The sequence below is a fragment of the Streptomyces sp. NPDC046977 genome, assembly GCF_040644455.1.
Taxonomy (GTDB): domain Bacteria; phylum Actinomycetota; class Actinomycetes; order Streptomycetales; family Streptomycetaceae; genus Actinacidiphila.
The window spans coordinates 304,635-318,257 of sequence record NZ_JBEYWO010000005.1; the positions used below are offsets into that span (position 1 = coordinate 304,635).

Consider the following 13,623-nt stretch of genomic DNA (forward strand, 5'->3'; position numbering starts at 1 on the left):
GGACGTCAGACGTCGACCGCGACCGAGCGCGGGTCGAAGCCGAAGGGGAGTTCCAGGCGGTGGCGGCGCATCAGGGCGTCGTCGGAGAGCAGTTGCTGCGTGCGGCCGTCGGCCGCGATGACACCGCCGCTGAGGACCACCGCGCGGGAGCAGAGTTCCAGGGCGTACGGCAGGTCGTGGGTGACCATCAGCACCGTGACGTCCAGCGACCGCAGGATGTCCGCGAGTTCGCGGCGCGAGGCCGGGTCCAGGTTGGAGGAGGGCTCGTCCAGGACGAGGATCTCCGGTTCCATGGCGAGCACGGTGGCCACCGCGACCCGGCGCCGCTGGCCGAAGGACAGGTGGTGCGGCGGCCGGTCGGCGAACTCCGCCATGCCGACCCGCTCCAGCGCCTTGCGGACGCAGGCCTCCAGCTCGGGGCCGCGCAGCCCGGCCGCTGCCGGGCCGAAGGCGACGTCCTCGCGGACGGTCGGCATGAACAGCTGGTCGTCCGGGTCCTGGAAGACGATGCCGACCCGGCGGCGGATCTCGGCGAGGTGCTTGCGGTCGCCGACGGGCAGGCCCGCGACGGTGACGGTGCCGGCGCCCGCCTCCAGGATGCCGTTGAGGTGCAGGACGAGGGTGGTCTTGCCGGCGCCGTTGGGGCCGAGCAGCGCGACCCGCTCCCCGCGGCCGATGGTCAGGTCCACACCGAACAGCGCCTGGTGGCCGTCGGGGTAGGCGTAGGCGAGGCCCTTGACCTCGAGCGAAGGGGTCACGCGAACCATCCCGTCAGGCAGACCAGCAGTGCGGCGGCCGGGAGCACGGCCGCGTACGACCACTGTGCGCGGGACGCCGTGACGTCGTCGATCACCGGCATGCTGCCGGCGTAGCCGCGGCTGACCATGGCCAGATGGACACGCTCGCCGCGCTCGTAGGAGCGGATGAACAGGGCGCCCGCGGACTTGGCGAGCACACCCCAGTGGCGCGGGCCGCGGGCCTCGAAGCCGCGGGAGGCGCGGGCGACGCGCATGCGGCGCATCTCGTCGGTGATGACGTCGCCGTAGCGGATCATGAAGGAGGCGATCTGCACCAGCAGCGCGGGCAGCCGCAACCTCTGCAGGCCCAGCAGGAGTTCGCGCAGTTCCGTGGTGGAGGCCAGCAGCACCGAGGCGGCGACGCCGAGGGTGCCCTTGGCGAGGATGTTCCAGGCGCCCCACAGGCCGTTGACGCTCACCGACAGCCCGAGCACCTCGGTGTGCGGGCCCTCGGCGACGAACGGCATCAGGACGGCGAAGGCGACGAACGGCACCTCGATCAGCAGCCGTCGCAGCAGGAAGCCCGCCGGTACCCGGGCCGTCGCGGCCACCGTGGCCAGCAGCACGGCGTACAGGCCGAAGGCCCACACCGCGGTGCGCGGGGTGGAGACCACGACGAGGACGAAGCAGAAGACCGCGGCGATCTTGCACTGCGGGGGCAGCGCGTGCACCGGCGAGTGCCCGTGCCGGTAGAGCCGGTGTGCGTGCCCCGCGCCCATCCGTCAGGCCTCGTCCGTGCGCGGCCGGCGGCGGACGACCCAGAAGACGCCGCTGCCGAGGGCGAGGGTGGCGCCGACGCCGAGGATTCCCGCGAGGCCGCCGGACAGCCGGGCGTTGCCGACGTCCTTCGTCTGATAGTCCGCCAGCGGGGAGTCCTTCGCCGCGTGGTTTTCCGTCTTCTTGTCGATGCCGTGGTCGGCGGCGACCTTCTCCAGTCCGTCGGGGCTGGAGGACGCGTAGTAGCTGACGAACCCGGCGAGCACCAGGGCCGCGATCAGCCCGGCGATCCACAGCGGCCGCACGCCGCCGCGCTTGGGGGTGGGTGTCACGGCCGCCATCAGACGGTCGCCTCCTTCAGCTCCAGCGGACGGCGCAGGTCACGGGCGCCGTGGACGAGGTCGGGGCGGACGGCGATCACGGCGCCGACGGTCGCGGCGGTGATGAACGCCTCGCCGATGCCGATGAGCACATGGACGCCGACCATGGCGGTGAAGACCTTGCCGAGGGGGACGTCGGTCGTGCCGCCGAGCGCGTAGATCGCGGTGAAGGCGACGGAGGCCGCCGGTACGGAGAGCAGGGCGGCCACGAAGGCCGCGCCCGTCACCGCCCCGCGTGTGCGCGGCAGCACCTTCACCAGGCCGCGGAAGACGGCGTAGGCGACGACGACCGTCACGATCGCCATGTCGGTGATGTTCACGCCGAGGGCGGTGAGTCCGCCGTCGGCGAAGAGCACCCCTTGGATGAGCAGCACCACCGACACGCACAGCACGCCGGTGTACGGGCCCACCAGGATCGCGGCGAGCGCGCCTCCCAGCAGGTGGCCGCTGGTGCCCGCCGCGACGGGGAAGTTGAGCATCTGCACGGCGAAGATGAAGGCGGAGACGAGTCCGGCCAGGGGCGCGGTGCGCTCGTCGAGTTCACGCCGGGCACCGCGCAGGCTCACGGCGACGGCCGCCGCCGCCACGGCCCCGGTCGCCACCGACACCGGGGCGTCGATGAATCCGTCGGGTACATGCATGAGGAGTGCTCCGCTTCGGAGTCGGCCTGGTCAACGCCTCATCATACGGTCTTATTGCGAGTCGCTTGCAAGAGCCTGAGAGGCGCGAAAACATTCCTCTTGCGTGTACCGGCCGTTGGCGGTCAAGTCCCCTTCACGGCGCCGGTCGTTCAGGCCGGCGGCCGTCCCGCCGTGAGGTTCCAGCGCCCGGACCGCCCGCTGAACTCCGTCGCCGTGAGCGGGGGGACGTCGATCCGCCAGAACGCCTGCTCCGGCGCGCCCAGGGCCCGGACCGCGCAGGCCCGCACGATCTCCGGCTCCACGACGGCGACCACCCGGCCGGGCGTCGCCGCCAGCCCGTCCAGCCAGCCGCCGACCCGCGCGCACAGGTCGCGCAGCGACTCGGCGTCGTGCGGCGCGGCGTCGGGATCGGACAGCCAGGCGGCGACCGCGTCGGGCTCCTCGGCGCTCACTTCGGCCAGCGTGCGGCCGCGCCAGCGGCCCAGTGCCCAGCCGTCGGGGGCCTCCCCGTCGGGGACGAGACCCAGTGCCCCGGCGGTCGCCCGGCAGCGCGCCGAGGGCGACACCAGGACCCGCCCGGCGGCGGGCAGGTGCCCGGCCACCGCGCGGGCGGCCGCCAGCGCCTTGCCGTCCGGCGGCACGTCGTCGTCGAAACGGGCCTCCCGCAGGGCGGCCGTGACGACCGGCGAGATCAGGGTCACCCGGGTGGTCATGTGTTCTCCTTCGCTGTGCGCGAGGCCTCGCCCCCGCGGGGTCCCGGCCCCGAAGGGCCCTCCGCAGTGCGGGCCAAGGGGTTCCCGTCCGGGCGCCGTTGGCCGCCGGTCCGGTGTCGGGGTCCAGTGGCGGTGCGGCACGGTCGCGCCACTGTAAGCCGGGTACGGCGCCGGGCGGGCGTCGGACCCGCGGCCGTTGTGGCGGTTCCACCGACCGGGACGCGTGTTTCCGCACGAGGTCATGCCGTGGCGCACGACGGGAGGCGCTGCCGCGCAAGCGGGCCATGGAACTCGACCTGCGGCGGCTGCGCCACCTCGACGGCACAACGCGGAGAGGGTGACGCCGGTGCGGGTGCAGCGGGCACCGGCGTGAGCACCTGAGACCCCCCGCACTCCTCACTACTGCCCCGGGTTTGCCGTCCGGCCCGCCGCCGATCGCCGCGATCGTGCCGTGGGCGGGTTCGCCGGCGTCCTGATGCGCGTCGTCCTCTTCTTCTCGGGGGCCGGGCACGACGTCGCCGATGTCCGGCGGACACGCACACGCGCGGTGACGCTCAACGCGGTGCGCGGGCAGGGTCGTTCGCGGCGATCAGCGCGTGCAGCCGGTCGGCGGCGGCGCGTCCGAACTCCGGGTCGTTGAGGTGCGTGTCGTACGCCGCCAACTCCACCCGGCTGCCGCGCAGGCCGTCGCGCAGCGCCGTGAACAGCACCTCGTCGACGGACGGGTCGTGGTACGGGCCGCCCGGGGCGCCCAGCGTGGACAGGCCGCGCAGCGGGAGCAGCAGGGCCGCGGGACCGGTGGCGGCGCGCAGTTTCTCGGCGACCTGGCGGCCGAGCGCCGCGCACTCGGCGGCGGTGGTGCGGATGACGGTGACCGAGGGGTTGTGCACATGGACGTGGCGGGACCGGAAGCGGTCCGGCAGTGATGCGAGCGGACCGAACTTGACCATGTCCAGCGCCCCGGGGCTCACCACCTGCGGCACCCCGGCCCGGCCCGCCGCCCGCAGCCGGTCCGGGCCCGCGCCGAAGGTGCCGCCGACCAGGTCGTCGGCGAGCTCGCTGAGGGTCAGGTCCAGGACACCGGAGAACATCCCCTGCGCGGCGAGGGTCTCCAGGGAGCGGCCGCCGGACCCGACGGAGTGGAAGACCAGCACCTCGTAGCCCAGGTCGGTCAGCCGCTGCCGGGCGGCGTCCACGCCCGGGGTGGTCACGCCCGCCATGCTGGCCGCCACCAGCGGCCGGTCGTCCGCGGGCGGCGGCGGCGCGTCCGTGGCGAAGCCCGTGGCCATGGCGGCGATCGCGTCGGCCGCGTTCGCCAGGATGGGCGCCGAGACGCGGTTGACGCCCGCGATGTCGACGACGCTGTACATCATCGCGATGTCGGCAGCCCCGACGTACGGCGAGACGTCGCCCGCCGCCATCGAGGACACCATCAGCTTCGGCACACCCAGCGGCAGGGCGCGCATCGCGCGGGTCGCGATCGACGTGCCCCCGCTGCCCCCGATGGCCAGCACACCGTGCAGTCGCCCGCGCGCGTGCAGCCGGCGCACCACCTCGGCGGCGCCCTCGGCCATCGTGGTCACGGCGCTGCCCCGGTCCCCCTGGGCGCGCAGCCGTGCGATGTCGGCGCCCGCCGCGCGGGCCACCTCGGCGCGCGCGATGTCGGCGGGCACCCGTGGCTCCCCGGCGACCCCGGTGTCGATGAGGACGACGTCGACGGCGCGCCGCAGCAGGCGCTCGCGCAGCCATTCGTACTCCGCACCCTTGGTGTCCAGCGTTCCCAGCAGCGCAACCACCGGCATGGATCACAGTGTTGGGGGGATCGGGGGATGTGACAAGGCCTCATGCCGGGGGCAGGCGGTGGAGCAGCAGCAGCGCCGTGTCGTCGGCCCGGTGCGCCGAGGCGCCGTCGTAGTGGACGAGGGTCTCGGCGAGTTCGTCCAGCGGACGCCGCCCGGCGCCGGCGAGGGCCCGCGCGAGGCTCGCGATGGCGGTGTCCAGGTCGGTGCCGGGGCTCTCGACCAGCCCGTCGGTGTAGAGCGCGAGCACCGCGCCCGGCGGCAGCGGCACTTGGGCGGTGGGGTACTCGGCCCGGGGGTCGATGCCCAGCAGTGGCCCCGGCGGGGTGGTGAGCACCTCGGCACCTCCTCCGGGCCGGCGCAGCAGCGGCGGCGGATGACCGGCGGTGGCCAGCCGCGCCAGGCCCTCGTCGAGGTCGAGATGGACGTAGAGGCAGCTGGTGAACAGCCCCGTGTCGAGCTCGTCGAGCAGCCGGTTGGTGCGGGTGAGCACTTCGTCGGGCGAGGCGCCCGCGGTCGCGTGCGCGTGCACGGCGGTCCGGACCTGGCCCATCAGCGCGGCGGCGTGGACGTTGTGGCCCTGCACGTCGCCGATGACGGCGGCCGCGCAGGTGTCGCCGAGCCGGATCAGGTCGTAGAAGTCGCCGCCGATCTCCATGCCGCTGGTGGCCGGCAGATAGCGGGCGGCGACCTCCAGGCCGGGCAGCGAGGGCAGCGTGTGGGGCAGCAGCCCGGCTTGCAGGCCGTGGGCGAGCTGGTGCTTGGCGTCGTAGATGCGGGCGCGGTCCAGGGCCTGCGCGGTGAGCGCGGTCAGCGAGGCCATGACGCTGCGCTCGTCACTGCGGAACGGGTGCGGCTGGTCGTAGCCGAGGAGGCAGCAGCCGACCGGGCGGCCCGAGGCGATCAGCGGCAGGAACGCCCACGCCGACTTCCGCACGGTGCCGGCCAGTCCCGGATAGGCCCGCAGCAGTTCCTCGGGGGCGCTGTAGAAGCGGGGCACCCCGGTGCGCAGGGCGCAGCTCGCCGGGGTCTGCCGTGAGGCGACCGGGGTGCCGTCGAGCGCCGCCATGGCCTCCTCGTCGTAGCCGCGGTGGCCGATCACCCGCAGCCGGCCGCCCTCCGCGACGAAGAGCGCGAAGGCGTCCGCACCGAAGGCGGGCGGGAACATGTCGGCCACCAGCTCGACCACGTCGCGCACCCCGACCGCCTCGGCCAGCGCACCGGCGAGCTGCATCAGGTGGTAGATCGCCGTGACCCGGTCCGGGGTCTCGCGGGCCCCGTCCTGCCGGCAGTTCTTGAGCAGCCCCGGCGGCGCTTCCGGACGGTGCTCGGTGGGGGAGATCCGCACGCTCACCCCGGTCGCGTCCGGGTAGAGCTGGAAGAGCATCCAGTGGTCCGGCGGGCGCCGGGCGATGAACGACGTCGGCTGCCCGGAGAGCACCGCGCCGCGGTAGCGGTCCTCGTGCACCGGGTCGTTCAGCCAGGGCAGCACCTGCCAGGGCAGCGCACCGAGCAGGACCCGGGCGGGCTCGCCGAGCAGCGGCTCGGCACGGCTGCTGACGTAGACGATCCGGCCGCTCTGGTCCAGGGCGCAGGCGCCCTCCGGCAGCCGTCCCACGAAGTCGGCCGCGGCCTGTGCCTCGTCCGGCTCGGCCGTTCTGGTGCGGGGGCGCTCCAGCACGCGCGGCAGCGGTCCGGGGTGGACCGGCGCCCCGGCCGATTCCGCGCGCAGCAGTTGCTCGCACATGCGCCGGCACGCGCGGCCGATGGCGGCGTGCTCGGACCCCGCCAGCCGCCGGGAACGCGAACCGGGCCAGGTCAGCATCAGCGCGCCGCGCGTGACGTGCTCGGCGGACGGTACGGGGGCGGCGGCCATGGCCAGGTCGTACGGCAGGACCAGCGCGGTCTGCGGATAGCGCTCGGCCAGCTCCTCCCGCGTGGCCAGCCAGACCAGGCGCCCGGTGCGGACCGCGTCCGACACCGGTCCCGACCGGTCCACCGTCAACCGCGCCCACGGTGTCACCAGCTCCCGCGGCGCCCCGGTCAGCACCTCCAGGCCCAGCACCCGCCCCTCGGGCAGCAGCAGGAAGACCGCGCCGATGTGCGCGTTCGTGGCGCGCACGACCTCGGCGAGCGTCTCGTCCAGTTGCTCCCGTACGGGGGCGATGACCACCATGACGGGCCCACCGTTCATGCCGATCGGCTCTCTAATGGGACGATACGCCTCATTCCACCCCGCGTCCCCGCCGGGCCGCCCGGCCGGCGCCCCGCTACGACGGGTACGCCGCCGGGCCGGGAGCGACAAGGTCGATGGCGGTGCCGACCTGGTCGGCGAGGGTGACGGCGACCAGCCGGGCCTGCGCGGAGGGCACGGCGCCGGGCGTGGGGCGGAGCATGAAGCGGCCGTGGAAGCGGCCGTTGTGGAAGACCCGCAGTTCGACCTCGGTGTCCGGCAGGCCCTGGCAGTCGGCGTCCCAGGCGTTGCGGCCCCAGAAGATCGTGCCGTCGGACTCGAGCCGCGGCGGGTGGCCGACCAGGGTGCCGTACTCGAAGCGGCAGCCGCGCAGCTGGAGCAGGCTCACCAGCTGGTCGCCGACGTGCTGGACGACCCGGTGCGGCGACGGCGCGGACTGGGTGAGCCGGGCGGTCTCGTGGATGCGGGCCAGGTGGTCCGCGTCCGTGACGGCGACGGCCTCCAGCCGCAGCGTCCGGGCGGCCAGCTGCGAGACCGCCAGCCCGACCACGAGCAGCAGCACGGCGGTGGCGACGTCGCCCGGTCCCGCGATGGTGAACCGCTCGTAGGGCGGCGCGAAGAAGAAGTCGAACCACGCCGCGGCCGACAGCGCGGCGACGGCCCCGGCGGCACGGCTGCCGAGAACGGCCACCGCGACCACCGCGACCACCAGCACCAGGGCGACGAGCGGGGCGGAGAGGTGCGCCCGGAAGGGCAGCAGGGCCGCGGCGGCGGCGAGCGGCAGCAGCACCGCGGCCGGCAGGGCGGCCCTGCGCAGGAACGGGGACAGGGACGGATGGTGGAGCACGACCCTCACCTGATTCGGCTGGTCCGGACAGTTCCGGTGGAGCGAGGTCCCCCCGAAGGAAGGTCACAAGGGCCCGGCGGCACGCAGCGACAGCTGCCGGGCATTGCGGCGGCGCACGGACTCGAAGAGCTCCTGCAACGACGGGCGCGGCACGGACAGCACCGGGCAGACCGCGTCCCGTACGCAGCGGTGGGCCACCGACGACGCCAGCAGCCGGCGCAGCAGGCCGGGGCGCCCGGCGCCGACCACCAGCAGGTCGTCCTCGCGGTCGGCGATGTGCACCAGGCAGCGGGCCGCGGGGCCGCGGGCGATCAGCGCCTGGACTCCGAGGCCGGGCGGCGCACCCCCGAAGGCGTTGTCCATGGCGGTCAGCAGCCGCAGCCGGGCCTGGTCCTGCCCCGCACGCAGCAGCGGCGGGCACGGCTGCCGCCGGTAGGAGAATTCGCCGCCCGCCGGCTCCCAGGCGTGCACCACGACCAGCGCCGCGTCACGGCGGCGGGCCTCGGCGGCCGCCCGGTGCAGTGCCGCGAGGCTGCCCAGCGAACCGCTGACCCCCACGACCACACGACGGTGTCCGGCGACTTCCATACCTCCATGGAAGCCCCGCCCCCTTCCACGCGCGGGGGCTCTTGTCGCCGCCCTGTCGCCGCCGCCGCGACCCTTGACGCTTCCCTGACCGTGCCGCCAGCGCACCGTCAACGCTTGGCCCGCGGACGTCAACGTCGCGTCAGGGACGGGCCCGTACCCGGATGTGCCGGGCATAGCGTCATTGCCTGGCCGCGGACCACGTCCGGCCCGGGCCACCGTCACGAACGAACCTCACAGGAGGATCGCCATGAGCGAGACAAGGTGCGGGGACGACCCGGAACCTTCCGAACCCGTCCCGGCCGGACACCCCCACAGGGAGACGCTCTACGTCCCCGTCCGGCCGGGTCCCGCAGGGTGCGTCGCGCGGATGTTCCGCACGCCCCTGGGCGGCCGTACCGCCGTCGCCTTCACCAGTGAGGAACGCCTGGCCGCCACGCTCGGCCCCGGCCAGGAGTGGATCAGGCTCGGCGAGCCCGCGCTGCGGGCGCTCGCCGAACCGCTGGGGGTCACCACCCTCACCGTGGACCCGCAGTTCGCCGCGCCCGCCGTGGGCGCCACCGCGGACTGGGACCCGCGGGCCGTGCACACCGCCGACCACCTGCCGCTGCGCATCGGCTGAGGAGCGTCCTGCCATGACCATCTCTGAGACCACTGTGTTCACTTCGTTCTCTGCTCCCGCCGCAGAGGGCGTCGACACCGGGCTGTCCGTCTGGCCGGCCTCCACCCGCACCGCGCCGCACGGCGAGCTGTCGGTGGGCGGCGTCGCCCTCACCGAGCTCGCCGAGCGCTTCGGCACCCCGGCGTACGTCCTCGACGAGGGTGAGGTGCGGGCCCGCTGCCGCACCTACCGGGCCGCCTTCCCCGACGCCGACGTGCTGTACGCCGCTAAGGCGTTCCTGTGCCGGGCGATGGCCCACTGGGTCGAGGAGGAGGGCCTGGGCCTGGACGTCTGCTCGGCCGGCGAACTCGAACTCGCCGTCGTCACCGGCTTCCCGCCGGAGCGCATCGTGCTGCACGGCAACGCCAAGAGCCCCGAGGACCTGGCCACCGCGCTGCGCCTGGGCGTGGGCCGCATCGTCATCGACAGCACCGGGGAGATCGCCCGGCTGGCCGCCCAGGTGCCGGCCGGGTCCCGGCAGAAGGTGCTGCTGCGCATCGTGCCCGGCATCGCCGCGGGCGGTCACGCCGCGGTGCGCACCGGCACCGACGACCAGAAGTTCGGGCTGTCGCTCGCCGACGGCTCCGCGCAGCACGCGGTGGCCCGGGTCCTGGACCAGCCGCGGCTCGAACTGGCCGGCCTGCACTGCCACCTCGGCTCGCAGATCTCCAGCGTCAAGCCGTACCTGTCCGCCGTACGGCGACTGGTCGGGCTGCTCGCCGGGATCCGCCGCCAGCACGGCGTCACGCTCCCCGAACTGGACCTCGGCGGCGGCCACGCGGTGGCGTACCGCCCCGGCGAGGCGGCGCTCGACATCACCTCGCTGGCCTCCCGGGTCCGCGCCGAGCTCACCGCGAGCTGCGCGGCGGCCGGGCTGCCGGTCCCGCGGCTGACGGTCGAGCCGGGCCGCGCCATCGCGGGCCCCGCGGGTGTCGCGCTGTACCGGGTGCTGTCGGTCAAGCGCACCGGCGGCCAGGTCTTCGTCGCCGTGGACGGCGGCATGAGCGACAACCCGCGGCCCGCCCTGTACGGGGTGCGCTACGCGCCCCGGCTGATCGGCCGGCACTCCACGGAGGAGCCCGCGCTGGTCACCGTCGTGGGCCGGCACTGCGAGGCCGGCGACGTGCTGGCCTCCGCGGTCCCGCTGCCCGGCGACATCCGGCCGGGCGACCTGCTCGGCGTGCCGGTCGCCGGCGCCTACCACCTGTCGATGGCCTCGACGTACAACATGGTCGGCCGCCCGCCGGTGGTCGCCGTGGACAACGGGCGGGCCCGGCTGCTGGTGCGCCGCGAGTCGATGGAGGACTTCCGCAGGCGCGACATCGGCCTGTGACCGACTCCGGCCGGCCCCGGCGGTGCCCGGCCGGTACCCCCGAGGGGCCGCCCGGGTCACGCCGGATAGGCGTGCACCTGGGCGGCCTTGACGGTGGCCCAGACCTCGGCCCCCGGGTGGAGGCCGAGTTCCGCGGTGGCGGCGGTCGACAGGTCGGCGGCGAGCGGGAGTTCGCCCTCGACGTCGACACGGATGCGGTCGCCGCGGGACTCCAGGCCGGCCACCTTGCCGTGCCACAGATTGCGTGCGCTCGTACCCTCGGGCCGCTCCCGGTACAGCGTGACCGCGTCGGGCGGGAACGCCGCGAAGGCCGGGCCCGTCAACGCGTCGGCCGTGGTGAGCGCCGGCCCGCCGGGGAGCGACACGGCGAGGCCCGCGGCCTCGCCCCGGTAGAGGTTGAGACCCACCAGATGCGCGATGTAGTCCGTGCGGGGGCGGCGGGCGACCTCGGCCGGGGTGCCTTCCTGCACGGAGCGGCCGTCCTCGATGACGACCAGCCGGTCGGCCAGCACCATCGCGTCCAGCGGGTCATGCGTCACCAGCACGGCCACCGCTTCGAACTCCGCCAGATGGCGCCGCAGTTGGGAGCGGACCTCCAGCCGGGTGCGGGCGTCCAGCGCGGCCAGCGGCTCGTCCAGCAGCAGCAGCCGCGGCCGGGTCGCCAGCGCGCGGGCCAGGGCGACGCGCTGCGCCTGCCCCCCGGACAGCCGCCGCGGCCGGGCCGCGGCGTGCTCGGCCAGCCCCATGCGCTCCAGCCACGCGGCGGCCTCGGCGCGCGCCCGCGCCTTCGGCACGCCCCGGCAGCGCGGGCCGAAGGCCACGTTCTCCAGCGCGGACAGGTGCGGGAAGAGCAGGTAGTCCTGGAACACCACGCCGACCGGGCGGGTCTCGGGCGGCATCCCGTCCAGTTCCGTCCCGTCCAGCAGCAGCCGTCCGCCGGTCAGCGGCGTCAGCCCGGCCAGGGCGCGCAGCGCGGTGGTCTTGCCCGCGCCGTTGGGCCCGAGCAGCGCCAGGACCTCGCCGGGGGCGGCGGTCAGGGCGACGTCCAGGCGGAACGTTCCCCGCTCGACGAGCAGTTCGGCCAGCAGCCCATCGGTGCCGCTCATGCGGCCGCCATCCAGCGGTCGCGCAGTCCGGCGAGGACCGCGACGGAGACGGCGAGCAGGACGAGGCTGAGCGCGATGGCCGCCGCCGGGTCGCTCTGCAGGGCCAGGTAGACGGCCAGCGGCATCGTCTGGGTGCGGCCGGGGAAGTTGCCGGCGAAGGTGATGGTGGCGCCGAACTCGCCGAGCGCGCGCGCCCACGCCAGGACCGCGCCCGCGGCGATGCCCGGGGCGATCAGCGGCAGCGTGACGCGGCGGAACGCGGTGAAGCGGGAGGCGCCGAGCGTGGTGGCGGCCTCCTCGTAGCGCGGGTCGGCGGCGCGCAGGGTGCCCTCCACGCTGATCACCAGGAACGGCATGGCCACGAACGCCTCGGCGACGATCACCCCGGTCGTGGTGAACGGCAGCGTGAGCCCGAACCACTGGTCCAGGTACCGCCCCACGACGCCGTTGCGGCCCAGCGCCAGCAGCAGGGCGACACCGCCGACGACCGGGGGCAGCACCAGCGGCAGCGTCACCAGCGCCCGCACCACGCGGCGCCCCGGGAACTCGGTGCGCGCCAGCAGCCAGGCCAGGGGCACGCCCAGCACGAGCGTCACCGCGGTCGCGGCCGTCGCGCAGATCAGCGACAGCCGCAGTGCCTGCCACACCCCGGGGCTGGTCAGCTGGTGCGGGAGCTCGCTCCACGGGGTGCGCACCAGCAGCCCGGCGAGCGGCAGCACCAGGAAGGCGAGGCCGACCAGCGCGGGCAGCAGCAGGGGCAGCGGCACCGGGGAACGGTGACGGCGCGGCCGGGCCTTCACGGGGCCGGCCGCGCCGCCGAGGACGTCGTCCGTCACAGGGTGTCGTCCGTCACGGGTTCAGGAAGCCCGCGGCGCTCAGCACCTTGGCGCCCTCGGGGGATTCCACCAGGGCGATGAAGGCCTTGGCGGCCTCGGCGTTGGGGGCGTCCTTGAGCAGGACGATGGGGTAGTCGTTGATGACCTTGGCGGACTCGGGGAACTCCACGCCCTCCACCTTGCCACCGGCGGCCTTCACATCGGTCTTGTAGACGAGCGAGGCGTCGACCTCCTTGAGCTCGACCTTGGTCAGCGCGCTCTTGACGTCCTGCTCGTAGGAGACCGGCGTGAGCTTCAGGCCGCCCGCGTCCAGCGCCTTCTGGGCGGCGGCGCCGCAGGGCACCTCCTTGGCGCACAGGGCGACCTTGAGGCCGGAGGCGGTGAGGTCCTTGAGGGCGTCGACCTTCTTCGGGTTGCCCGGGACGACCGCGATCTCCAGCTGGTTGCGCACGAAGGTCTGCGGCTCCCCGGAGGCGTCCTTCGCGTCGGTGACGATCTTCATCGTCTTCGGGGAGGCGGCCGCGAAGACGTCGGCCGGGGCGCCGGAGGTGATGCTCGCGGCGAGCGTGTCGCTGCCGCCGAAGTTGAAGGCCACCTTCGCGCCGGGGTGCGCGGCCTCGAACTGCTTGCCCAGCTCGGTGAAGGTCTCCTTGAGCGAGGCCGCGGCGAAGACCGTGACCGTGCCCGTGAGGTTGTCGGCGGGCGAGGCCGAGGTGTCGGCCGAGGACGCCGCCGAGGGCGAGGAGGCCGACGAGGACGCGGAGGCGTCCGACGAGTCGTCGCCGGAGGAACAGGCGCTCAGGGCCAGCAGCACCGCGGTGCCCCCGACGGCCAGCTGCACAGCCCGGGTCCGGCGGTGCACGGAACGGTTCATCACGTGGTCATTCCCCCTCGGTAAGTGGTCGCGCCAGCGACCGATCATATGCCGCAGGTGCGGCTCCGGAGATCCCTGATGCATTGCATTAGCCAGACGATTCGACAACTCATCCCGTACCTGCGTTTCTGCGGGTGGTC

At 74.6% G+C, this 13,623-nt stretch carries 12 protein-coding genes and 1 pseudogene; 2 read left to right on the top strand and 11 right to left on the bottom strand.

Annotation, left to right across the window (positions count from 1 at the left end; genetic code table 11):
* Positions 1-5: 5 nt before the first annotated feature.
* From ABZ883_RS10665 to ABZ883_RS10700, 8 genes and pseudogenes are all read right to left on the bottom strand, one after another.
* On the bottom strand, positions 6-767 hold the full coding sequence (locus tag ABZ883_RS10665; protein ID WP_360904828.1) for an ABC transporter ATP-binding protein: 762 nt from the start codon (positions 765-767) through the stop codon (positions 6-8).
* On the bottom strand, positions 755-1,516 hold the full coding sequence (gene cbiQ, locus ABZ883_RS10670) for a cobalt ECF transporter T component CbiQ (protein WP_360904831.1): 762 nt from the start codon (positions 1,514-1,516) through the stop codon (positions 755-757). Before cbiQ ends, ABZ883_RS10665 begins: the two co-directional genes overlap by 13 nt.
* A 3-nt stretch (positions 1,517-1,519) precedes the next feature.
* A pseudogene (locus ABZ883_RS10675) lies at positions 1,520-2,535 on the bottom strand (energy-coupling factor ABC transporter permease).
* A 149-nt stretch (positions 2,536-2,684) separates the two neighbouring features.
* Positions 2,685-3,248: a histidine phosphatase family protein gene (locus ABZ883_RS10680; RefSeq protein ID WP_360904834.1), complete on the bottom strand. Its 564-nt coding sequence runs from the start codon at positions 3,246-3,248 to the stop codon at positions 2,685-2,687.
* 554 nt (positions 3,249-3,802) lie between these two features.
* On the bottom strand, positions 3,803-5,050 hold the full coding sequence (locus ABZ883_RS10685) for a Tm-1-like ATP-binding domain-containing protein (RefSeq protein ID WP_360904837.1): 1,248 nt from the start codon (positions 5,048-5,050) through the stop codon (positions 3,803-3,805).
* Between the two features lie 40 nt (positions 5,051-5,090).
* Entirely contained in the window at positions 5,091-7,241 is a 2,151-nt protein-coding gene (locus ABZ883_RS10690) for a SpoIIE family protein phosphatase (protein ID WP_360904840.1), read from the bottom strand.
* 76 nt (positions 7,242-7,317) lie between these two features.
* The gene (locus ABZ883_RS10695) at positions 7,318-8,088 is read right to left on the bottom strand and encodes a DUF4118 domain-containing protein (RefSeq protein ID WP_360904843.1); all 771 of its coding nucleotides are present in this window, start codon (positions 8,086-8,088) and stop codon (positions 7,318-7,320) included.
* A gap of 63 nt (positions 8,089-8,151) precedes the next feature.
* Positions 8,152-8,676 carry a universal stress protein gene (locus ABZ883_RS10700; protein WP_360904847.1) on the bottom strand — a complete coding sequence of 175 codons (525 nt, stop codon included), beginning with the start codon at positions 8,674-8,676 and terminating at the stop codon, positions 8,152-8,154.
* A 247-nt stretch (positions 8,677-8,923) separates the two neighbouring features.
* Between ABZ883_RS10700 and ABZ883_RS10705 the strand changes: the two genes are divergently transcribed.
* Both ABZ883_RS10705 and lysA read left to right on the top strand, forming a co-directional pair.
* Positions 8,924-9,295 carry an SAV_915 family protein gene (locus tag ABZ883_RS10705; protein ID WP_360904850.1) on the top strand — a complete coding sequence of 124 codons (372 nt, stop codon included), beginning with the start codon at positions 8,924-8,926 and terminating at the stop codon, positions 9,293-9,295.
* Between the two features lie 13 nt (positions 9,296-9,308).
* Positions 9,309-10,667 (top strand): diaminopimelate decarboxylase, encoded by a 1,359-nt coding sequence (lysA, locus tag ABZ883_RS10710; RefSeq protein ID WP_360904853.1) that lies wholly within the window; start codon positions 9,309-9,311, stop codon positions 10,665-10,667.
* Between the two features lie 56 nt (positions 10,668-10,723).
* On the opposite strand, the gene ABZ883_RS10715 is transcribed toward lysA, so the two are convergent.
* Genes ABZ883_RS10715 through modA form a run of 3 tightly spaced genes read right to left on the bottom strand, consistent with a single transcriptional unit; the run spans position 10,724 to position 13,483 of the window.
* Positions 10,724-11,773 carry an ABC transporter ATP-binding protein gene (locus ABZ883_RS10715; protein WP_360904856.1) on the bottom strand — a complete coding sequence of 350 codons (1,050 nt, stop codon included), beginning with the start codon at positions 11,771-11,773 and terminating at the stop codon, positions 10,724-10,726.
* Positions 11,770-12,573 (bottom strand): ABC transporter permease, encoded by an 804-nt coding sequence (locus ABZ883_RS10720; RefSeq protein ID WP_360905143.1) that lies wholly within the window; start codon positions 12,571-12,573, stop codon positions 11,770-11,772. Before ABZ883_RS10720 ends, ABZ883_RS10715 begins: the two co-directional genes overlap by 4 nt.
* A gap of 49 nt (positions 12,574-12,622) precedes the next feature.
* On the bottom strand, positions 12,623-13,483 hold the full coding sequence (gene modA, locus ABZ883_RS10725; RefSeq protein WP_360904859.1) for a molybdate ABC transporter substrate-binding protein: 861 nt from the start codon (positions 13,481-13,483) through the stop codon (positions 12,623-12,625).
* Between the last annotated feature and the right edge of the window lie 140 nt (positions 13,484-13,623).